Source organism: Bradyrhizobium sp. USDA 4502 (assembly GCF_054063355.1).
Map to the genome: position 1 here is coordinate 4,872,431 of NZ_JBSSGF010000001.1, position 22,126 is coordinate 4,894,556.

At 61.1% G+C, this 22,126-nt stretch carries 17 protein-coding genes; 8 read left to right on the forward strand and 9 right to left on the reverse strand.

Features of this window, described 5'->3' with window-relative positions; translation table 11 throughout:
• Window positions 1-96: 96 nt before the first annotated feature.
• On the forward strand, window positions 97-753 hold the full coding sequence (locus tag ACVW1B_RS22775) for a phosphotransferase enzyme family protein (protein ID WP_456823062.1): 657 nt from the start codon (window positions 97-99) through the stop codon (window positions 751-753).
• A 64-nt stretch (window positions 754-817) separates the two neighbouring features.
• Window positions 818-2,977: a N,N-dimethylformamidase beta subunit family domain-containing protein gene (locus ACVW1B_RS22780; protein ID WP_456822278.1), complete on the forward strand. Its 2,160-nt coding sequence runs from the start codon at window positions 818-820 to the stop codon at window positions 2,975-2,977.
• 367 nt (window positions 2,978-3,344) lie between these two features.
• Here the strand turns inward: ACVW1B_RS22780 and ACVW1B_RS22785 are convergent, their stop codons facing one another.
• Window positions 3,345-4,388 (reverse strand): CapA family protein, encoded by a 1,044-nt coding sequence (locus tag ACVW1B_RS22785; protein ID WP_456822279.1) that lies wholly within the window; start codon window positions 4,386-4,388, stop codon window positions 3,345-3,347.
• Window positions 4,389-4,440: 52 nt separating this feature from the next.
• Window positions 4,441-5,829 (reverse strand): MFS transporter, encoded by a 1,389-nt coding sequence (locus tag ACVW1B_RS22790; protein WP_456822280.1) that lies wholly within the window; start codon window positions 5,827-5,829, stop codon window positions 4,441-4,443.
• A 169-nt stretch (window positions 5,830-5,998) separates the two neighbouring features.
• On the opposite strand from ACVW1B_RS22790, the gene ACVW1B_RS22795 reads away from it, so the two are divergent.
• Both ACVW1B_RS22795 and ACVW1B_RS22800 read left to right on the forward strand, forming a co-directional pair.
• Window positions 5,999-6,892, forward strand: a complete 894-nt coding sequence (locus ACVW1B_RS22795; RefSeq protein ID WP_456780064.1) for a LysR substrate-binding domain-containing protein — start codon at window positions 5,999-6,001, stop codon at window positions 6,890-6,892.
• 915 nt (window positions 6,893-7,807) lie between these two features.
• The gene (locus tag ACVW1B_RS22800; protein WP_456792609.1) at window positions 7,808-9,118 is read left to right on the forward strand and encodes a patatin-like phospholipase family protein; all 1,311 of its coding nucleotides are present in this window, start codon (window positions 7,808-7,810) and stop codon (window positions 9,116-9,118) included.
• Window positions 9,119-9,187: 69 nt separating this feature from the next.
• Here ACVW1B_RS22800 and ACVW1B_RS22805 read toward each other — a convergent pair whose 3' ends face one another.
• The 4 genes from ACVW1B_RS22805 to nagA form a co-directional block, all read right to left on the reverse strand.
• Window positions 9,188-12,547 (reverse strand): AAA family ATPase, encoded by a 3,360-nt coding sequence (locus ACVW1B_RS22805; protein ID WP_456822281.1) that lies wholly within the window; start codon window positions 12,545-12,547, stop codon window positions 9,188-9,190.
• A gap of 228 nt (window positions 12,548-12,775) precedes the next feature.
• Entirely contained in the window at window positions 12,776-13,201 is a 426-nt protein-coding gene (locus tag ACVW1B_RS22810) for a YybH family protein (protein WP_253607656.1), read from the reverse strand.
• Between the two features lie 301 nt (window positions 13,202-13,502).
• Window positions 13,503-13,664 carry a hypothetical protein gene (locus ACVW1B_RS22815; RefSeq protein WP_456822282.1) on the reverse strand — a complete coding sequence of 54 codons (162 nt, stop codon included), beginning with the start codon at window positions 13,662-13,664 and terminating at the stop codon, window positions 13,503-13,505.
• The gene (gene nagA / locus ACVW1B_RS22820) at window positions 13,665-14,840 is read right to left on the reverse strand and encodes an N-acetylglucosamine-6-phosphate deacetylase (protein WP_456823063.1); all 1,176 of its coding nucleotides are present in this window, start codon (window positions 14,838-14,840) and stop codon (window positions 13,665-13,667) included. It abuts the gene before it with no gap.
• A 119-nt stretch (window positions 14,841-14,959) separates the two neighbouring features.
• Here nagA and ACVW1B_RS22825 point away from each other — a divergent pair, with 119 nt between their 5' ends.
• From ACVW1B_RS22825 to ACVW1B_RS22840, 4 genes are all read left to right on the forward strand, one after another.
• Window positions 14,960-15,898 (forward strand): BadF/BadG/BcrA/BcrD ATPase family protein, encoded by a 939-nt coding sequence (locus ACVW1B_RS22825; RefSeq protein WP_076834256.1) that lies wholly within the window; start codon window positions 14,960-14,962, stop codon window positions 15,896-15,898.
• Between the two features lie 19 nt (window positions 15,899-15,917).
• Window positions 15,918-16,874, forward strand: a complete 957-nt coding sequence (locus ACVW1B_RS22830) for an N-acetylmuramic acid 6-phosphate etherase (protein WP_057020623.1) — start codon at window positions 15,918-15,920, stop codon at window positions 16,872-16,874.
• 11 nt (window positions 16,875-16,885) lie between these two features.
• The gene (locus ACVW1B_RS22835) at window positions 16,886-17,884 is read left to right on the forward strand and encodes an SIS domain-containing protein (protein ID WP_456780059.1); all 999 of its coding nucleotides are present in this window, start codon (window positions 16,886-16,888) and stop codon (window positions 17,882-17,884) included.
• A 423-nt stretch (window positions 17,885-18,307) separates the two neighbouring features.
• A complete protein-coding gene (locus ACVW1B_RS22840) occupies window positions 18,308-18,604 on the forward strand; it encodes a hypothetical protein (protein WP_456792611.1) in 297 nt (98 codons plus the stop codon).
• A gap of 310 nt (window positions 18,605-18,914) precedes the next feature.
• On the opposite strand, the gene ACVW1B_RS22845 is transcribed toward ACVW1B_RS22840, so the two are convergent.
• Genes ACVW1B_RS22845 through urtD form a run of 3 tightly spaced genes read right to left on the reverse strand, consistent with a single transcriptional unit; the run spans window position 18,915 to window position 22,124 of the window.
• Window positions 18,915-20,657 (reverse strand): nitrilase-related carbon-nitrogen hydrolase, encoded by a 1,743-nt coding sequence (locus tag ACVW1B_RS22845; protein WP_456792612.1) that lies wholly within the window; start codon window positions 20,655-20,657, stop codon window positions 18,915-18,917.
• Window positions 20,658-20,679: 22 nt separating this feature from the next.
• Window positions 20,680-21,378: an urea ABC transporter ATP-binding subunit UrtE gene (gene urtE, locus ACVW1B_RS22850; RefSeq protein ID WP_456822283.1), complete on the reverse strand. Its 699-nt coding sequence runs from the start codon at window positions 21,376-21,378 to the stop codon at window positions 20,680-20,682.
• Window positions 21,375-22,124 (reverse strand): urea ABC transporter ATP-binding protein UrtD, encoded by a 750-nt coding sequence (gene urtD / locus ACVW1B_RS22855; protein WP_456792614.1) that lies wholly within the window; start codon window positions 22,122-22,124, stop codon window positions 21,375-21,377. The genes urtE and urtD overlap by 4 nt, the downstream gene beginning before the upstream one ends.
• Window positions 22,125-22,126: the final 2 nt, after the last annotated feature.

Consider the following 22,126-nt stretch of genomic DNA (forward strand, 5'->3'; position numbering starts at 1 on the left):
GCCGGACGCCTCGGACGATCTGGCCACCTGCTGCCCTGGTTCGGCAAGCTCGGCGCGACCAGCGCGCGGCTTCACGCGCACAGCCGCCGATGGACAATGCCATCAACGTTCCAGCGCAAGGTCTGGGATTTCGATGCCATGCTGGGCCGCCGGCCACTATGGGGTGACTGGCGCGCCGGTCTTGGCCTGCGCGACGATGGCCGCAGGCTACTGCAAAGGGTCGCCGACGAACTTGAACGGCGCGTCGAGGCTTACGGACGGGGCGAGCAGCGGTTTGGCCTCGTTCACGCCGACCTCCGCCTCGCCAACCTGCTCGTCGAAGGCGACCGGCTCGGCGTCATCGACTTCGACGATTGCGGCTTCTCGTGGTTCTTCTATGACTTCGCCGCGGCCGTCAGCTTCATCGAGCACGAGCCGGTGATGGACCTGCTCCAGCAGTCGTGGCTTGCGGGATACCGGACCGTCGCACCGGTCTCGCGCGACGACGAGGCCATGCTGCCTGCGTTCGTGATGCTCAGGCGCATGCTGCTGACGGGCCTGGCTCGCTTCGCATTCGGACACCGAAACCGCACGACGCCTGGGTACGGGCTACACCGACGGAACGGTCGCGCTCGGCGACCGGTTCCTGCGCGGATTGTGACGCGGACTTTCGGGACCAGCCGCGGCGCGCCTGTCCGCTTCTCCAGTGTTGTTGCTCCCGGACTCCAGAATGCCGCAACAGATGTTTCCCCGCCGGCTTTGATCCGCGAATGATGGGCGCGCGCTCGGACATTGCGCGTCCGAAGCGGACTTAACCAGCGAGCGTGGGCGGCGTCAGATGGATATCCAGGCTTATTTCGAGGAGTGGTCCTGCGAGCCCGGCGATGTCGTCCGGCTCGCGATCAGCACGCCGCACGCCACCGTCCGCGCAAGCCTCGTGCGACTGGTCTCGGGTCCCGGGCGCGACGAAGCGATCGAGGGCAAGGTGGTCGATTTCTCGTCGGTGCTCGACCGCACCGTTTCCGGCGGCGTGCAATCCACGGTGGTCGGCTCGCACGCCGAATTTCCGCTTCCCTCACCGATCAACGATGCGGCGATCAGCGTCCATTGCTGGGCATGGCCGACCGTCCCCGAGCGGAGCGCGCCCCAGGCCATCTGGTCGATTGGCGACGTCGCGCTCGTCATCATCTCAGGCGGTCTTGCGCTTCGAATGGGCAGCGCAACGCTCGCAGTCTTGCCGGATGCGATCATCGCCAAACACTGGTATTCGATCCTGACTACCATCGGCGACGGCGAGGTCTGCATCGACCTCAGGCGTCTTGATGCCAAGGTTGGGGCACAACGCACGCTCCGCGCGGCAACCGGCGCGACGGCAAATGCGGCAACGCTCCTGCTCGCGGCGGCCGGCATCGGCCGGTCCGGGTCGCCGCTGGAGCCATATAATGGCAAGATCGACTCGCCAACGCTGCACCTCGCGAAGCCATCCGCCGAGATGATCGCCGCATGGCACGCGGGGAAGACTCCCACGCAGCCGGCATGGGCAGCATGGAAACTCGGCAGGGACTTCGCGTCGGAGACGATTGAGCCGGACGCTGGAGGCGAACAGGGGCACCTTGTCAACGGCGTCGAGCGCGGTGTGACCGGACGCAACTGGGACGGGCGAAGCGACTCCTTCGTCGAAGTTCCCGAGCAGTACTGTGCGCTGCAATTCCACGACGACGACATGGTGGATGCCGGCTGGAGGTATAATCTCGAATTCCGCCTGCCGGAGGACCTTCAAAGCGGAGTCTACGCAGTTCGGCTCGAGGCCGGCGGACGCCGCAATCATTTTCCGCTGTTTGTCAGACCGGTCCTGGGCACCTCGGCACCCGTGCTGTTCCTGGTGCCGACCAACACCTATCTGGCCTATGCGAACGACCACCTGGCTTCGCTCGATTTCTCATCGGTGATGCCTCATGACAAGGTGGTGCCCGAGGACGAACAGTACCTGTTCTCACATCCCGAGCCGGGCCGCTCCTGCTACGATACCCATGCCGACGGAACGCCGGTTCGCTATTCGGGCCGCAGACGACCGCTGTTCAACGTCCGCCCTGGTTTTCCGAACTGGCTAACGGGCTCATACCGTCACTTTCCCGTCGACATGTACATCGTCGAATGGCTGGAGCACCTCGGCATCGAATATCATGTCGCAACCGACGAGGATTTCGAACGTGGCGGCCGCAACCTGGCCGACCGGTACGCGGCGATCGTCACGGGCTCGCACCCGGAATACTGGACACGAACCGGCCTCGATATCCTCGACGGATACCTGCATGACGGCGGACGGGTCATGTATCTTGGCGGCAACGGCTTCTACTGGGTAACGAGCCGGCTCGGTGCAAAGCCCTGGGTCATCGAGGTGCGCCGCGACAACAGCGGCACGCGCTGCTGGGATGCCCCCTATGGCGAACGGACCCATGTTGCGACGACTGAAGCCGGCGGCATCTGGCGCACGCGCGGCCGCGCCCCGAACAAGATGCTGGGCGTGGGCTTCGCATCGGAGGGATGGTCGAAGGGCTGCGGCTATCGGCGTCTGGAGGCGAGCTACAATTCGCCCGCCGCGAAATTGTTCGACGGCATCACTGAGGAAATCGTCGGCGATTACGGCTATGTGCTGGGTGGAGCGGTGGGAGACGAGGTCGACAGGTACGACGTTACGCTCGGAAGTCCCGAGCATGCCTACGTGCTCGGGACTTCGACCGGGCTTGGCAACGAGTATCAGCTCGTCATCGAGGATCTCACTCTTTCGCTCCCGGATCAGGGAGGCGCACAGCGGCCTGACGTGGTGAGATCGGACATGGTCCTGTTTCCGATCGATGGAGGCGGCTGGGTGTTTTCGGTTGGCTCCATCGCCTATGCCGGCGCGCTGGCCTGGAACGGCTGCGACAACGGTCTTTCGCGCCTGACGGCGAATATACTCAGGGCCTTCACCGGCAAGAAGCCGGTGCTCGGAGCATGAGACCGTCAGTGCGACTTCGCCCCTGAGACGAAAGGTCAACGACCCTCGTTCGGCCACTCATACGTTCTGGTTGCAGGTTTGAGTGCAAGAAGATCAACATCTTACTGGATACTCGTTGTCTCCCAGCGCGGCGACCGCACAGATACGTGCTTCTTTTTCGTTCGCGCGCAAGTTCACAAAGGCGACGAGCATCGCATGGTGAGTGCGATACGGTGGTACATGGAAAATCCAGGGCTTTTCCGCCCAAGGAGAATGTTTGACAGGCGGCAGGCGCTTTCCTCGCAGTCAGGAGCGAGGCCTCTTGCTCCCCTGATTGGATATCGCTCGGCAAAACAACGGCTCGGGGGAGTCAGCAGCCGCGTTAACCTTACATACCCTCAAGCCGCAGGTGAGTGGCCCTCGACAAGACGATTGAGTCTCCGAGTTTCCTGCTCAGCTGCTCGAAACGGCCGAGAATGTCCTTGCCCGCGCCGGTGTCTGCACTATGTACGCAGATATCGTTGTGCTCGTTGCGACGGACCGGTAGTAATTCAATTTCGGTGATCTTCTTCCCCGCGATCAAGCACCGCAGCGCCAGACCATCGAGATGACGGCCGCGCATAACGTCCCAGTCGAACGCAAAATTGCCAAGGCTGTAGAAGATCGGTTTACCCTGATAGATTTCGCCGGCCTGGACCACATGCGGATGGTGGCCGAACACCATGTCTGCCCCCACGTCGATGGCGGCTCGGGCTATTTCGCGCTGATATGCGACTGGCTCCTCTTTGGACGACACGCCCCAATGGCATGAAAGGATCACAAGGTCGACCTTGGTCCGCAGAGCGCGGACATCGTCCCGCATGGCCTCGAGTTCGTCGGCGTCTGCGAATGTATGCGTGATCGGCTCAGCACCCGGCATTTCCAGCGCGCGCGGGCCCGGCTCATAGGCGGCGTGGGCCTTGATGGTGGCGCATCCGGGGCTGTTGGCTGACGCGGCGTGATTGCTCGGCCAGAACACCGATGTGTAGCTCAAGAAGCCGAAACGAACCCCGTTCTTCTCGATGATTGCCGGCTTCCTGGCCTCGGCCAGCGTTTCGCCAACGCCACAGTGGAGGATCCCCGCCGAATCAAGCGCCTTGACGCTGGCGACGGCGGCGCTCGCGGGATAGGCCACGTTGCTGGCGCAGCTCACGCCGACATAGCCCGCCTTCTTGAGCGCCGGACCTACCTTGGCGCCCGAATGGCGCCAACCCTTCTTGTGCGGGATATCGGGCCGCGCGGGATCGGTCGAGGGCTCGGCAAGCGGGCCTTCCAGCTGTCCGAACAAGACATCGGCCGATGTCAGCATGTCACGCACATTGACGAATGCGCTGAAAGGATCTTCGCGGTTCTGGATGTTGGTATCGCCCAAGATGAGCAGCGTTTGATCCATGTGCAGTTCCTTTTTCGTGAGCTCTGGTGTGGATGTCGGGATTGCGATCAGATCAGGCCGCGCTTTCAGCGGAGCGCGATGTTGTCACCGCCGCTTCGCCATCGCGCGCTGGCGCGATCGATTCCAGGGAGCGCTGGTTGGTTTCGATACCGAACAAGAGAATACCAAGCGCTAACAGCAGATAAAGCGACGCAATGGCGTAGAGCACTGATGGGAGACCATAATTGTCATAGAGCGACACAACCATGTAGGGCGATGCGATGACAGCAATCCGCCCCGTCATTTGGGCGATGCCAGAGCCGCGGAAGCGATATTCGGTTGCAAACAACTCCGGCGTGTAGCCGCCGAGACCGAAGCCGATCATCAGGCTCATGCCGCCCTGCAACAGGAAGCCAAAGATCAGCACCCAGGCGGGGTCGGTCTGCTGCGAATACGCCAGCGCGAACACGCCACACCATAAGGCCGCAAACATGGTGCCGCGACGGCGTCCAATCCAGTCGGAGGTCAGCATGCCGACCAGCGGCCCGAGCGAACTGCCCAGCGCCATGACGGTCGCAAAGCTGAGCGACTTCGTGACACTCAGCCCCTGTTTGACGAAGAAGGTCGGCACCCAATAGGAGAAGCTGTAGGAACCGACCAGGCAGGTGATGCAAACCGCCATCGCGAGCAAGGTGCGGGTGACGACGCCGCGCGAGAACAGGATGGAGATCGGTACCCGGGCCGGCGCAGGCGCGGCCACTGATGTCACCGGCGAGAGCGGCCCCGCCTTCGAGGCTTCAGCTTCGATATCCTGCATGATCTTTTCGGCTTCTTCATAACGGCCGCGCGCTTCGAGCCAGCGCGGCGACTCCGGAAGCTTGCGGCGCAGGAACCAGACCCATAATGCGCCGCAACCGCCGATCAGATACATCGGCCGCCATCCCAGTGCCGGAATGACGAATAGTCCGGTAAAATTCACGGCGAATGTCGATGCCATCGACACCAGGCTGATCAGGCCAAGCGCCCAACCGCGCCGTTGCGGCGGCACAAACTCGCTGACCATGCCGTAACCGCAGACATATTCTGCGCCGATCCCTACTCCCATGAAGAAACGCATCGCCATCAGCCAGGTCATCGAGGGCGCGAGCATCGAGAGCAGGCACATGCTGCCGAAAATCAGAAGATTGAACTGATAGGCAAAACGCCGGCCGAACCGGTCACCGACCAACCCCGTCATCAGCGCGCCAATGGCGAGGCCGGCAAAGGTGATGGAAATGTAGTGGGCATTGGTCTCCATGTTCGACCAGCCCTCCTTAACGAGGGCGCCCAACACGCCGGCGGCCATCTGGTTGTCGAAACCGTCGAAGAACATCCCGAGGCCGATCAGGCTGAGAATCCGCCACTGGAATGCGCCCATCGGGAGCCGGTCAAGCCGGCCCGCGGCGTTAACGGGGGTGGTCATAGAAAGCGTTTCTCCCGCAAGTAGCGGCGTTCAGCGCCGCTTATGCGGGCAAAATAAGCGGAATGCTTTGGGCCGAGTATGCTAATTTACTCATCACGACGATGACTTATCTTCAGAGCAACACAGAGAATGCGGCGCGGACGCGATCAGCCCTCAGTGGGAGGCGCTGATGGCCCGAAAATTGCCCCCGCTGAATGCACTTCGCGTCTTCGAGGTCGCCTCCCGCTCCGAGAACTTCACCCACGCCGCCAAAATACTCAACGTCTCGCAGGGCGCCGTCAGCCGGCATATCGCCCAACTCGAAGCCTTCCTTGGCCTGCGCCTGTTCGTCCGTAATCAACGCGACGTCAAGCTGACGACGCAGGGCGAACAGTACGCGCAGGCCATTGCCGAAGCCTTTGATCGCATCGAACTCGCGACCCAGGTCAGCCGCCGGGACAAGCAGAATCGCGTGGTGCGGATACGGCTGTTTCCCACGGTGGCGATGAAATGGCTGGTCAAGCGGCTCGCGCGCTTCCATACCCTTTACCCAAGCATCAATGTGCAGGTCACGATCGCCAACGATCTCGTCGATGTGAGCGCTGGCGAGGTGGACTTCACCATCCAGACTCCCGCCATTCCAAAGCCCGGCGTGCGTTACGACACGCTGTTTCCGATCGAGCTGCTGCCGGTTTGTAGCCCCGCCGAATTCAACAAGCATCCACCCGTGCACGATTCACGAGAGCTGCTCGACCGTACGTTACTTCATTCAATGAAGCGCCCGCACGATTGGCGGATCTGGTTTGAGGCGGCGGACGTCACACCCGGGAGCTTTCGCGAAGGACTGTCGTTCGGCAATTCCTCGCTAGCCTATCAAGCGGCGATCGACGGGCTCGGCATCGCGGTGGCGCATCTGGAACTGGTCCAGGACGATCTCAAAGCGGGGCGACTATTGGCGATCCATCCGCTGGTGGCACGAACCGCCGACAGTTACCACCTCGTCGGCCGCGAAACCGACGTTGGCAGGCCGGAGATTGCTGCATTCCGCGACTGGCTGCTGTCCGAAACCAGGACACAGAATTGACGTTTCTCCATCGGCAAGATCTTGTTCTGCCATTGTCAAATCAGCATCGCTGCGAGCTCGCCGACGGCGCTTGGATCGCCATTTGCCTTGGCGACGCACTTCAGGTGTCACGTTGCTCTAGCTAGGCAGGGATTTCCTCTCGAAATCTCGGCTTATTTTGTTCGTCAGGCCTATACTCGTATCGAGCTGGGCATCTGCCAGAAGCGAAGGCGGCTGGTCCGCGAAGGTTAGGGGGATCTCGCCACGCCTTGGCGCTGATGTTTTATTGCTTCTACATCAATGGCTTGGTGAATGGATCCGGCCGGCCGAGGAATTCGGAATTACCGGGAACAGTCTGGCCAAGGTCTGCGACAGGCTGGACGTGCTTTATCCTCCGCGCGGCCCCTGGGCCAAAGAAGACCCGTCTGTCTGAAGAGATTGAGCCTGCCACGCGGCGCATTCGGCCTGCCCATCGTATAGAGTGGCCTATAGATCCGACGGCCTCATGTGACTGGTGACTACGTCCGCTTTGCTCCTATAGCGACCAAGTTCGTGCGGCAGCGCAATATGTCGCGATGGGCCAGAAGCGGAAGCCACAATTGGACAACATCTCCCCTACTAACATCAGCGATAAATATCTTCCGTGAATTGGTTCACAAATGGGCGGGCCAGACCGCGATACGCTTGCTCGAGCTCTTGGCCGGCGTGCGCCCAGTGCGATCAGCAGGCTCGAGAAGGCGCCGAACCTCGACGTACCGTTCCGTCGCACGTATTGTGTTTCGCAACGCTGCGATCAATGAGTTGTCGAGTTGGATTCAACGGCATTCGGTGCGGCCGAAAGCCCGCGGACCCAGCAAACGACCAGTCTTTTAGTTTTACGCGGTTCAGAAACTTGATCAGAGAATAAGCCATGCAAAAAATTTGATGGAGGAACCAATGGTGAAGAGGGCGATTACGCTCGGCGGTGGTGGTCCGGCGGCAGGGCTGCACATTGGAGTTCTGGAAGCTCTTGCCAACGCAGGTATAACCTTTGACGTGTGGGCATTGTCCTGCATCGGCGCCTGGGTTGGGATCGTCTACAATCAGTTTGACAACGTTGACAATAAGGACAGGGCGAAACAGACCCATCAATTCTTCAAGAATGGCGTGTTTCGGGACGACGAAAGCTATAGGCGCTTTCCCATAAACACGGTGTTCGGCCCGGATTGGGAAAGCATCGGCAAGGCTCTGACCAACTTCGTCGCAGATCCCAATACCTATAAGGATTTGTGGGACCCAAACAGGGTCGCGAATGCCTTCAGGGAATCCATGTCGCTCTGGTTCGCTCAACAGCCCGACACGGACGGCGGGAAGAAGTTCACGAGCCCGGATGAGGGAGACGTAAACAGATGGGTTCTTAATCAGGTGCTGGCACCAAATCCTTTCGTTCGTTACCTAACGTCAATGATGTATCTGTCCCAAGTCACCGGCCTCTCCAGGATTAACTATCCACACAGCCAGTTTATGAAGAGCATAAATTTCGACGCGCTGGGAAGACCCGAAAAGCCATTCATATTCCACAACGCCTGGAATCTCGATGAGCATAAACTCGCGTTGTTTTCCAACCGCCCAATGCCCAAGAAGGTCGATGAGAACAAGAAGGTCGACGGGAAAGAGTACAAAGTGCCTATCAGCGCATCCAGCTTATGTGCGTGTTCAGCCCTTCCCTTCGTCGAAGAAACCGTAGAGATCGACGGAGTTACCTACTGCGAAGGAGCACTGGTCGATACGGTCAACTTCGAGAGCTTGCTCCAGGAGCATCATAAGCCGGGCGATGAGCTGGACGAGATATGGGTGAGCAGGATCGTCGATTCAAAGCAAGTCCGCAAACCGGAAAACCTTCACGATGCCCTGGCCAATCTCTGCCAATTGTTCGCAGCGACCGTTGGCGAAGATGATGTCAAGCTCTTCAAATACCACGTGCGGTACGACAAGCCAAAATCCGGAGAGCATCCGTGGAAGGGCACAATCGTCGAGATTCATGTGCCGGGGCACATCAGTTTCAAATGGAACCACAGCAACCTGGACAGCGGGAGAAAGTTGGGAAGGATCGCTGCTGAACAAGCAATCAAGGCATACTACGAAGACGGAAAACGTCCGCCGCATGACGGGCCACATTTCATAAATGAGAATCCTGCGGAAAGCGATGAGGCGGGATGGCGAGAGGTTAAGGAGGCATATCACGAATGTCGAAGGCGGGCTGCGTAACGGCAAGGTAAAAGCAGCCTTGAGGCCGACCTGCTGAGCCAAGCTCCAATATCCGCAGTCGAGGCGCAATTACTGCAGTCGGTCGAGTAATGCCTTTGCCTGCTTCAGATCCTGCGTTTCAAGACCCTCGACGAACCAGCCGTAGATGGGCACGAGCTGGTCGAGCGCTTCGCTGGTTCTGCCCTGATCGATCCACAAGTTGGCGAGGTCTACTGCTACTCGAAGTTCAAGGGCCTTGGCGCGTTGGCTTTTTGCAGTTGTCAATGCGTGATCGAGCAGTGATCGTGCATCGGTGCTGGCCTCCGGTGCATCGCGGACGAGCAATACGCGCGCCTTCAATCGATACAGCTCGGCCTCAAATATCCGTTCGCTATTGCGGCCGGTTGTAGCGAGACCCTGCTCAATCAGTTCGAGCGCGGCTTCGCTTTGATGGCTCGACAACAAAGCGGCACTCAGGAGCACATACAGGGCTGTGATGCCAAGCTGATAGCCCGCGCCGCGATATTCGTTCATCGCCGCGCGGATTTCCTCGAGCGCAGCGGACGAAGGATCAAGGAAGGTGGCGCTTATCCCCCGGATGGCGCGAGCCAATCCTCGCCACTGCCGGAATCCGAGTTCTTCCGACAAGGCGAGACAACGATCAGCATAACGGTGTGCCTTTCGGAAGTCACCCCGAAGAGCGTGGAGAATGGATGCATAATAGCATCCATAGGCCTGCGAATGCGGATGACTGATGACGTCGGCACGCTGAAGGGCGGCATTTACACGCGCGAGTGCCGTATCAGCACGGCCCTGCAGCCAGAGCGCCCATGACATCAGAGCCAGGTCGGCCACACCCGCATCCTGGCCGGCAGCACGCGCCGCCAATCTATCATGCTCGCTGCTCGCTTCGAACGCTTCGAAGGCCCGTTCGATCACCTCCTGGGCACCTACGAGATTTCCCATGAAAAGGCGTATCATCCCTTGCCCACGCATCGCGTTGAGCAACGTTGGTCGATCACCCCGACCCTCCGCAAGATCGAGCAACACCGAGATCATTTCCTCGGCGACCGGCAACTCGCCGCGAATGACGCTCGCGGTGGTCAACCAAAACATGATTTGTAGTCGCTCGGGGGGATCTCCGAGCCGCTGGCACAGCTCGCGCGCTCGCGCAAAGGTCGCCACCGCCTGGGGCGAGGCCGGCCCCTGGGTGGCAATGAGGCAGGGCCCGAGCGCGTACTGGAAATCAAGCTCCAGCCGGTCTTTAAGCGCACCGTCGGCCAAATGGGCCGAGACCTCAATGCCTTTGCGCAAGTGTGCGATCGCTTCGAGGTTGGCGGAGCGCATGGCCGCTTTCTTGCCTGCCTGGAGCCAATATTGTCCCGCCTTTTCGAACAATCCCGCCTCGGTAAGGTGGAGTGCGAGAGTCTCGGGTTGAGACTCCACAATTTCCGGGAATCGTTGCTCGAAAGCGTTGGCGACGGCGGCATGCAGCGCTGCGCGTCGGCTCTTCAGAAGTCCCGCTTCGGCAGCGTCCCGCACGAGCGCATGCTTGAAGGTGTAGACCGCCCGGGGTATCTCGCCTCGGCAGAATATCAACTCCGCCTGAACCAACTGGGCAAGCGCCTCCTCAAGCCGTTGCCTTGGCAGCTTGGCGACCACGCTCAGCAGTTCGTACGAGAACTCGCGCCCCACAACGGCGCCGATCTGAGCAACTTCCTTCACGGGGGCCAATCGGTCGAGCCTAGCCATCAGCGATGCGTTCAATGTCGTTGGAATCGCCAACGAGGGTAGCGGACCGCTGACCACGTAATGGTCGTCTCGCTCCTGCAGCAAGCCGGTTTCGAGCACCGCCTTGGTCAGTTCCTCGACGAACAGGGGCACGCCGTCGGTGCGAGCGAGGATTTGGTCCAAGACCTCCTCCGGGAGCGTCTTGCCTGCCGTGACGCGCTCGATCAAGGCCGCCCCGTTGCGCCGATTCAGACGTGTAAGCGAGACGGTCGTCACATGTGCATGACCAGGCCAGGGCGGCGTGAACTCTGGTCTCGCGGTGATGAGCAGCAGCACTCGGAGTCGTGGTACCTTTTCCAGTGTAATCGTGAGCAGCTCCATCGAAGTCGGGTCCGACCAATGGGCATCCTCAAAGATGATGAACACTGGCTGCCGCGCCGCCAACGCTTCGAGCTGAGCCGAGAATGCCGCCAACGTCATCTCCTTGCGTTTCTGCGGACTGAGCTCGGGCAGCTGGTAGCGGTCACTGACCGGTAGCGACAGAAGGTTTGCTAGAGCCGGCACCACACGATCTGCGTCGGCGCCAGACCGCAACAGCAGAGCTTCAAGCTTGGCAAACTTCTCCGTCGGCGCTTCGCCTCTTTCGAACCGGGCAGCACGTTCGAGATTGTCGATGAACGGATACAACGCACTGTTGGTATGGTGCGCCGAGCAGAAATGGCGGACCGTAATGTGTGGTTCGGCTTGGAGCCGCTCTTGAAGCGCCAGCGCGATGTGCGACTTACCGATACCTGGCTCTCCAGTTAGAACCACTACGCAACCTTCGCCCGAAGAGGCGTGCTGCCAGCGCCGCAACAGCAACTCGATCTCCTCGTCTCGCCCGATCAAGGGCGTCAATCGAGTCCTGTGCTGAGCCTCAAAGCGGCTTTCGACTCCAGTCGTCCCGAGCACCTGCCAGGCAGGTATTGGCTCCGCCCATCCTTTCAGCGCGATGGAGCCGAGATCGCAGTATTCGAAATATCCTTCGGTGAGCTGGCGCGTACTCTCGGAGATCAGCACCGTACCGGGCTCGGCGAACTGCTGCAGACGAGCAGCCAGATTCGGTGTCTCACCGATCACCGCCTGCTCCTTGGCGGCGCCTTCGCCGATCAGATCGCCCACGACGACCATACCGGTAGCGATGCCAACGCGAACCTGCAGCTTGGTGCCGATATCTGTCTGAAGGTTGGCCACGGCATCGACCAGTGACAGCCCCGCACGTGTCGCCTGCTCGGCATCGTCCTCGTGCGCCAGGGGGTAGCCGAAATAGGCAAGCACGCCATCCCCCATGTAGCGCGCGATAACGCCCTCACTCCGGGCGATAACCTCAGCGATGCAGGCGTGATAGTCGCCGATTATCGAGCGCAAGTCCTCCGGGTCCAGCCGGGCCGAAAGTGCGGACGAGCCCACCAGATCGCAAAACATGACCGTGATTTGGCGCCGCTCGGCGCCGTCTCGCGGCGCTGGTTTGGCAGCCGCTTGGTCCAATGCAGCGACATCATCCTCAAGTGCCGCAATCGCGCGCAGCATCTTGCGCCGGTGCCCAAGCAGGACGCCGAGGTCCTTGAGGTCCTGCTCCGTGAGATCGCCGACGACCGAGAGGTCGATAGCGTTCTCTGCGAAACGATCGGCGTACTCTCCCAAACCGATCGATGCCAGCCACTCTGCAATACCTGTCATGGTATACCTATGGCCAATAGGGATAAGGGTAGCACATTGCAGAGACCTGCGAAGGCACATCTGCAAATGGAAGCACCGATCGCGAGACATCTCAGCCAGTTTAACACATTGGCTCCGGCGAAAGCTGGGCGCTGCCAAGCGATGCCATGGGGCCCCGATCGCGCGCGCCTTCGACCGTGCATCAGCCAACTCAACGTAAGCGCGAAGCACAGCAATGAACAGAGTTGCCTAGTTGCCCTCGTTCCAGATGTCGGTGGTCAGCTTCCAATCATCGCCGACCTTCTCCCAAACCACGACATACTTTCCAGTCACATCCTTCGGTGTCGGTCCCTTGGTCTTGAGGGCGAACGTCCCAATCTCGCGCGCCGCGGTTGGGCCAAGGGGCTTAACGTCAAGGGTTGCGAGCTTCGGATCGCCAACTTGTTCCGCCATGCTTTTCCACATTGCCTCGATGGCTGATCGGCCGTGAACCATCGCGGTACCTGGCGGGAATGCGGTCGCATCCGTGCTGTAGAGTGACGCAACTCCCGAGAAGTCGCCCTTGTTGAACAATTCAATCCATTTCGCATTGATGGCCTCGATCTCGGCTTTTTGAGCTAACGCCGGTGCGGTAAACGAGATCACGAATGCAATCATCAAGGCTATGCTACGCATGATCATCTCCAAATATGTTCGATGCGAATGCAGGGCGGACGTTGACTTGACAAGAACCGGATGCGTTGAATGAGGCATCCCAGACCGGGTTTGGCGCGCCAGCAATTCCGGGGAATTACCGTCAGCAACATTGACTAACCAGCGCAACGCGCGCCTTATGGTAGCAAGTGACTTCGCGCAATTTCTCACCAATTCTCAAGCCGGATGCTTGGCCAGTGTGAAGCCAATAGCGACGTCGTATCCCCGCTCTGGAATTATGGTGCGCTCGGAGGGCGTTCGCATTTGCTGCGATTGCAACAGCTTACTTGGAAGGATGAAGGAACAAGGCGTATTTTTCCCGGTCAGAGGTGCCTTTCGCACTGCCGTGCAGGTCGGCGAGACTGCGCGCAACCGCGCGAATCTTCGCCGGTGTTTCAAGGCAGGCACCACCATATTTCTGCACGACGATGGGCTGGTTGCGCATCTAACCTCGCTCGGAAGCCTTGTTCGCCTCGCCCATCGAACCAACACCGCCTATCCATGTACCAATGACCTCAAAGTTCGGATTAAAGGCGACAAGATCCGCGCGGTATCCGGGCGCGATCCGTCCAAGCTCGGACCCAAGGCCTAGAAATGCCGCGGGCGTCCGGGAAGCCATGATAAGAGCATCGACAAGGGAGATTCCGATAAGCGCAACAGCGTTGCGCACCGCCTCGATCATGCTGAGGTGAGCGCCCGCGAGCGTGCCATCCCGGTCAGTCAGGCGATTGTCATGCAACGTGATCTCCCTTCCCTGCAGCAGGAATTTCCGGTCGCTCGTGCCCGCCAATGGCATGGCATCGGTAACCAGCATCAATCGATCGCGTCCCTTGCAGCGCAAGGCAACACGCAAGCCGGCGCGGTCAACGTGGATGCCGTCGCAGATGATCCCTGCAAACAACCGGTCATCTCCCAGCGCGGCGCCCACCAAGCCCGGCTCTCGGGCGTTCAACTGCGACATGGCGTTGAACAGATGGGTCACCCCCGAGACACCGCGATCGACCGCCTGCCCGATTTCGGCTGCGGTGGCGTCGCTGTGGCCGGCCGCGATACGCAATCCGGCGCCGATCAATTCATCGATCATGGACGCGGACACGCATTCCGGGGCCAAGGTCACCATGGAGCGACCGCGGTCCCCGAAGCTTTTGATGGCGGCGAGATCGCGCCGATCGGGCACGCGTATCTCGGCTTCCGGATGAATGCCCTTGCGAGACCTGTTGAGGGCCGGACCTTCCAGATGAAAGCCGAGCACGCCAGGAATTTCGAGGCACGCCTGAGCTGCTACAGCCAATCGTTCGATGACCTCGCTTCGATCGGTGATGAGGGTTGGCAAACAGCCCGTGGTGCCGGCCTTGCGGTGCGCCTCGACGATGCGGCGAACGCCGGCCTCCGTTGGCTGGTCGTTGAGAAGAACGCCGCCGCCTCCGTTCACCTGAACATCGACGAATCCGGGTGCAAGTATCGCATCTCGGGGAAGGTGGATCGAGGCGCGCGCTTCCTCGGTAATGCCTTCGATCCGCCCCTGCGATATCCTGACCAACCCCGGCCCGCGCATGTCGGCACCGTCAAAGATGTGCTGCGCAGCAATCGAGAAAACCACGGAAGACCCAGCTTGGCCCATAAGTGCTGATCCGAGAATGGCAATCACGGACTCGTGAGGCGAGTCCCGTGCTGTACAGGTCCCTATATGTACACAACGGGCTTCAGGGACCCGGAGCTAAATCCTTGCGTTAACTTCTCATGGAAACAAAAGGTACCACCTATCTCGGCATCGATGGGGGCGGAACCCGCTGCCGCGCCCGGATCGAGGACGAAAACGGCAGGGTACTCGGTGAAGCAAGCTCGGGGCCTGCCACGACCCGGATTGGCTTCGACAGGGCCTGGCGGTCCATCATGGAGGCCACCGAAGCGGCGGCCGCACAGTCCGAACTGACGCGCGAGGATTTCGCGCGGATGCACGCCGGAATTGGCCTCGCCGGCATTGGTCGCCGGGGCGCGGAAGCGGCGCTCAAAGAGATCCCGCATCCCTTTGCGTCCGTTATCTTCATCAGCGATGGCCTAGCTGCCTGTCTCGGCGCCCATAGCGGCGCGGACGGGGCCATCGTGGTGGCCGGCACGGGCTCGGTGGGTGTCGGCCTGATTGGCGGCAGCGAGATCCGCATCGCCGGTTACGGCTTCCCAGTCTCGGACGAAGGCAGCGGCGCCGACATTGGCCTGCAGGTCGTTCGACTGGCGCTGCGGGCCGCGGATCGCCGCGGCGAGCTGACACCATTGCTTGCAGAGGTGCTGGGCGCATTCGATCAAGATCCTTATCAGGCCGTGGCGTGGTCTGAAGAAGCTCGGGCCACCGACTACGCCGCGTTCGCGCCGACCGTGATGCGGCATGCCAATCAGGGCGATCCGGTCGGCCGCCGCATTGTCGAACGCGCGGCCGATGCCATTGGCGATCTGCTTGATCTGTTCCTGGCTAAAGGAATTGACCGGCTCGCGCTGGTGGGCGGGCTCGCGGATGCGATTACGCCCTGGCTAACGCCTGACCTGCGCGCTCGCCTGAGGCGTCCTGACGCCGACGCAGCGGCCGGCGCGCTGCTTGTGGCCCGAGGGCGGCTCGACCTGCGCAAGCTGGACCCGCCCAAGAGAGAAACTGACCATGAACAGGCTTCGAAGTTCCGCGTTTGATGGTGCTTGGATCACCGATATGGCCACCGAAGAAGTCGATCCCAGATTTACCGACCTTGATGCATGGTCGCTGACGTCAGCGATGGAAGCGATGTGGGAGGGCCAGCTTGCGGCGGTCGCCGCGATCGGCCATGCCCTTCCCGCGATCACCGCGGCAGCCGAAGCGGCCAAGACGGTGCTGGGCGACCGCGGACGCATTGTATATGTCGGCGCTGGCACGTCAGGCCGCGTGGCGGTCCAGGACGGCGCCGAGCTGACGCCGACCTTCGCTTGGCCCCGCGAGCGCGTTCGCTTCGTCGTTGCCGGCGGTGACAGCGCGTTCGTCACCAGCATCGAGGGCGCGGAGGACGATGTCGATGATGCAGTCACGCAGATCAGCGCCGCACGACTCACGCCGCACGACGTGGTGATTGCGGTAGCCGCCAGCGGCACAACGCCGTTCACGGTCGCGGCGCTGCAGCAGGCAGGGTCTTTCGATGCAGTAACGATTGGTGTCGCCAACAATCCCGGCACCGCACTGCTGGCATTGGCAAAGTTTCCGATCCTGGTCGAGACCGGCCGAGAGCTGATCGCCGGCTCCACGCGGATGAAGGCGGGCACCGCGCAGAAGGTCGTGCTCAACCTGATCTCCTCGGGGATCATGCTGCGCCTTGGCCGGGTATATCGCGGCATGATGGTGAACATGCCGCCGACCAATGCCAAGCTGAAGCGGCGCGCCGAGGCCATGGTGGCGCAAATCGCGCGCTGTAATCCGTCGCACGCGGCACGCTCGCTCGAGCAGGCCGAGGGAGACATCAAGATTGCAGTCCTTCTGGCGCTCGGTGTCGACAGGGTTGATGCGAAGACCGTTCTGGAGAACTGTGACGGCAACCTTCGGCAAGTGTTTGTCGAGCTTGCCAAGAATCGTGACTCGCATCGTGACCGACTCCCAAAGGGAGCGGCGGGACGCGGCCGAGGCGGAGTGGTTGAGCCGTGACGACATCCGCGATGGCGAGCGAAATCGGGGAAAGCGCGGATGTTGTCGCTAACATTGTTCGCAGCCGACCCGCCTTGCGCGACATCGCACAGCGGATTGGGATTGACTCCGCCCCTTTGTGCGTCGTGTGTGGTCGGGGAAGCTCCGGGCATGCCGGGGTTTTCTTGAGATATCTTGTCGAGACGCGGCTTCGCCTTCCCGTTTCAGCAAGTGCTCCCTCGGTGATCACGGCATTTCGCACACCTTTGATGCTCCGCGATGCGCTGTTCATCGTAATCTCGCAATCGGGGCGCAGCCCGGATCTCGTCGCAGCGACCAGGTCGGCACGAGCCTCGGGCGCACGCACGATTGCCATCGTCAATGCGACGTCGTCGCCGGTGGCTGACGAAGCGGAATTCGTCGTTCCGATCGAAGCCGGCCAAGAACACTCCGTAGCGGCCACGAAGACCGTGATCGGCTCGATGGCCGCCAGTGCCGGACTGGTTGCCGAGCTGGCGCAAGATCGTGCGCTGCGGTCAGCCCTCGACCGGCTGCCCGAGCGCCTGCACCGCGCGCTGGTGCTCGACTGGTCGGAGATTGCCGATGATCTCGTCAAGGCATCAGCTGTGTTTGTGGCGGCTCGGGGCCTGGGCCTGGGCTCGGCGAAGGAGATCGCGCTCAAGCTTTCGGAAATCATGCGCCTGCCCTCGATCGGACTGAGCGCCGCCGAGCTGCAGCATGGGCCACGTGCCGCGCTATCATCGCGCACGCCAGTTGTCATGATGCGCCTCATGGATGAAACGGCGGCCACGGTGGACGCACTGGCAGAGGAATTGCGTGAGCAAAAGATCGCGCTGCATCTCTGCGGCGGACCGCATGGCTCGCTGCCTTGGTTGGTCGAGGATGACCCCGCCACCGACCCGATCACCATGCTCGTTCCGGCCTATCGGATGATCGAGCAGGCGGCATGCGCGCGCGGATTTGACCCGGATCGTCCCCCTCGCCTGAGCAAGATTACCGAGACGTTTTGACTGATCGCTGGCTGGCGACCAAAACGCGAGCAGAAGCGACCGAATGCGCGGCAAAGGCGACGAGGCTGATCGCTATTCTCCCGCTCATAACGGTCTGGTTGCAGGTTCGAGTCCTGCCGGGCCCACCAAGAGGATCAATATCTTACTCGGTTCTCGTTGCCCGTAGCGCGACGACCGCACCAGAAACCGCACCAGATACGTGCACTTTTCGTTCGCGCGCAGGCTCGAGCGCAACAATTATCCGACGGTGTGAGACAGATCGCTTGGGTAGACGGTTAGCGAACCGGGCGTCTTTTGTCGCTCGCCAGTCGGGCACACCTCGAAGAAGCCGCTGATCAAGAGACAGCGAAATCGTGCCTCTTTGCGCTGCCGAAATGCAAGGTCAGCGCATGGTTGCCGGCAGAGCGATGCTTCTGAAAATGCTTGGCTTCCAAGCGAGCAATCGAAGCTACCGTAAGCTCCTGGATTCTCAGTACCAACGCGCAGCTTGAGCAAATTCAGAATGGCGGAATCAAAATCCGCTCGATCATTCAGCGATTTCAATGGGCATTTGGAAAAACTAGCCGGATCCGCAGATGGGTCGCCTATCGCTGCTGGCAGAACAAGTTCGGCCTCGACCATAACGCCGCACCCGGCGTTTGCACGATCGCCGCTACAGGCCAGAGCACCAACACCTGCCCTGAATCGACCGTTTACGGCGGCGTTACGGTTAAGTTCTAGCCACGGCCATCGATGTAGACGACGGCGTCGCGTCGGCCCGCGACGCCGTTCCCGCTCGGCAAGGCACCCACTTCGAGCACGAGTGTCACGACGTCACGCTGGAGCACGGGCGCAACAGCGCACTATCGGCGCTGGATCAGTTAGGGAGACGTCTAGTGCCAACAGTTCTTCATCAACTAACGCCCGAGATTGGGACGTGAGTGTGCATGGCGAGCGGAGCTTTACGCAGAGGAATGTTGACAGACCTCGGGCTTCCGTCGAGCGAAAGCGACATCTGTCGCAGGAAATCGAAAGGATCATTCCCACTTTGCTACTGGTGCCACGTCACAAGTGGCAAGTAGTGATGTGGCAAGCGCATCATAACGAGATCCTTCCGTCGCACGATATTGGTCGGATACGGCGTATCGAGATTGCTCGTATCGATGGTGGCGACGGCGCCCTCTTCCTGATCGAGGATCGCGGTTTCCTGCCGCGGGAAGACGAAATTGTCCGGACCAAACACCGCACTCGCCCCCAGGAAGCCGCGCGGAGGATCGAACACGTTCGCGAACGCCAGATAGATGTTGTTCTCGCCGCCGCGCGTGCGGAACGCATGCCAATGATAGGGATCGGCGCCTTTCGGGATCGGATAGTTGTGCGGGATGGCAGTCCCCGCGTGCGATCCGGTGAAGACGCCCGCGATCGCCGACGGGCAAGCGACGATGTCGCATCCGCGAAGCGCCAGGGAGCGGATGGCCTCGGGATAGAGGGCGTCGTGGCCGATGGCGATGCCGACCCGGCCCAACGCGAGATCAAAGACCTTCCATCTGTCGCCCGCCGTCGCCCATCCCATATCGGCGTTGCCGAGGTGGATCTTGCGATAGCTCCCGGCGAGGCCCTCGGGCCCCGCAAGGACCGCCGCGTTGTAGATGCCATCGCCATCGCGCTCGGCAAGACCGGCAACGATATACGTTCGCAGCTTCATGGCGATCCTGGTCAACGCCTTGACGGCGGGCCCCTCCACTCCCTCGGCGCGCGCGGCCGGATCGGTCAACCCGGTCAATGACAACTCAGGAAACACGATCATGTCGGGTTGGGCAGCTGCGACAAGATCGCGGGCGCGATGTTCGATGGTCGCCAGGTTTGCAGCAACATCGTCTGCCGGCGAAAATTGCACGACCGCGAGCTGCGACAACTTCCCCTTTGGAATGGGCTGGTAGCCGTAGAGCTTGAAAAAGTCTCCCGGATTCCAGGTAAAACTGTTGGTCATCAGCTCCGGGTAGAGCTCCGGGCGCCGTTTCTCGAACACCTTCTCACCGAGCACTTCCCGCTTGCGCGACTTGCCCAGATCGACCTGCGCATAAGCGATGCCGTCCCCGCTATCGATCGACACCGCGACGCGACCATCCGGCTCGATGATGCAGCTACCACCCGAGAACTGTACCGTACGCTCCAATCCCCAACGGTTTGCCTCGATCACGTAGCATGAGTTCTCGAATGCCCGATTGATCCAGTAAGGCGCAGGCGTGCGCTCCTGCAGCCAGTTCGAGATGTGGCAGATCACGTCGGCGCCCGCGACCGCCTCGATGCGTGCGGTCTCGAAAAAGTGCAGATCCATGCACACAAGCATTCCGATCCGACCGAGCTCGGTATCGAAGACCTGATGCGCGACGTCGCCGTTCGCCGCCCATTTGGGCTCGGCGATATAGGGATGCGATTTGCGATGCCGGCCGACGATCCCGTTCGGTCCGATGAGGACGGCCGTATTGTAGTAGAGCTCGGTCGCAGGATCGACCTCGGGCATCCCGAGCACGATGTAGCAATCATGCTGCTCGCAAATCCGCTGGAAACGGTCGGTCGACGGGCCAGGCACGGTCTCGACGAACGGCTTGACCTCGTCGCGATCGTACCAGCAGTACCCCGTCGTCCCCATCTCGGGCGTGACGATCAGGCGCGCTCCCTCGGCCGCAGCCTCAGCGCAGAGCTTGAGCAGACGCTCGATATTGCGCTCCTTCTCATACATGGTCGGCTCGAACTGAACCGTTGCGGCGCGGTAGCTCGTGGGTGTCGTCATTGATGTACTCCGGAGGATGCCGTCAGACGGCCATGTGCTCGTAAACGAGCGTGTCGGTGAGAGTGGCGATCGGCCCAGACGCCACGATCTGCCCCTTCTCGAGCATCGCGAAGCTGTGAGACGCAAAGCGAACGAAGTCGATGTTCTGCTCGACGAGGACGACGGTGAGCCCCATCTCGCGATTGAGGCGAACGATGATGCGCTCGATCTCCTCGACAATCGACGGCTGGATCCCCTCGTTCGGCTCGTCGAGCAGCAACACCTTCGGGTCGGCTGCGAGCGCGCGGGCGATCGCGAGCTGTTGCTGCTGCCCGCCGGAAAGCAAGCCGCCGGGCCGGTCGAGGTTCTCGATGAGATAGGGAAACAGCTCCCCAATGAAGTCCGGCACCACACGCTTGCCGTCGCGGCGGGCAAAGCAGCCCATCAGGATGTTTTCCCGTATCGTGAAGTCCGCGATGATCTCGCGCCCCTGCGGCACGTAGGCGATCCCGGCGGCGGCCCTCAAATGCGTCGGCCTGGCCGACAGATCCTCGCCATTGAGGACGATCCGCCCGTCGGCGTGATCCGTCAGCGCCATGATTGTCCTCAAAAGCGTCGTCTTGCCGGTGCCGTTCCGGCCCACGACGCTCGTCACCTGTCCCGCCGGAATGGTAAGCGACAAGCCGTGGAGAACGTGGCTACGGCCGTAGAAACTGTCGATATTGGAAAGCTGGAGCGTCACGACAACCCCTTTGATCCGAGATAGGCCGCGCGGACCTTCGGGTTCGCTTCGATCTCCGAAATCTCGCCCTCGGCCAGAACGCGACCGAGATGAAGAACGGTGATCCGCTGCGCAATCTCGCGCACGAAGCCCATATCGTGCTCGACCACGAGCATCGTGTGCTGCCCCTTCATGCCGTTGATGATCTCCGCGGTTCGCATCGTTTCCGCTTGCGTCATGCCGGCTGTCGGCTCGTCCAGCAGGATCACTTTTGGGTTCTGAACCATCAGGATTCCGAGCTCGAGCCATTGCGTCTGGCCATGGCTGAGATCGGCCGCGGCAGTATTGATCTGGTCACGGAGCCCGATCAGCTCGATCGCGCGATCGACCTTCTCGCGCGCGATCGCCGGATGGCCGAAACCGAGGTTCGCCATCACGCTGGTGCGTCGGCAACTCGCGACCTGGAGATTCTGCTTCACGGTCAGGTCGCGAAAGACGCTCGGGATCTGAAATTTCCGGCCGACACCTGCACGCGCGATCAGGTGCTCAGGCCAGTTTGTGATCTCGGTATCGTAGACCCAGACGCGCCCTTCCGTGCTCGGTGTCTTTCCGCTGACCAGATCCATCAGCGTGGTCTTCCCGGCCCCGTTCGCGCCGAGCAGAACACGAAGCTCCCCGTCATCGACGGTCAGCGAGACGTTGTCGACCGCCTTGAAGCCACCGAAGTTCACGCCGAGTCCGTCGATCGTGATAGCGACCGCCGACATCC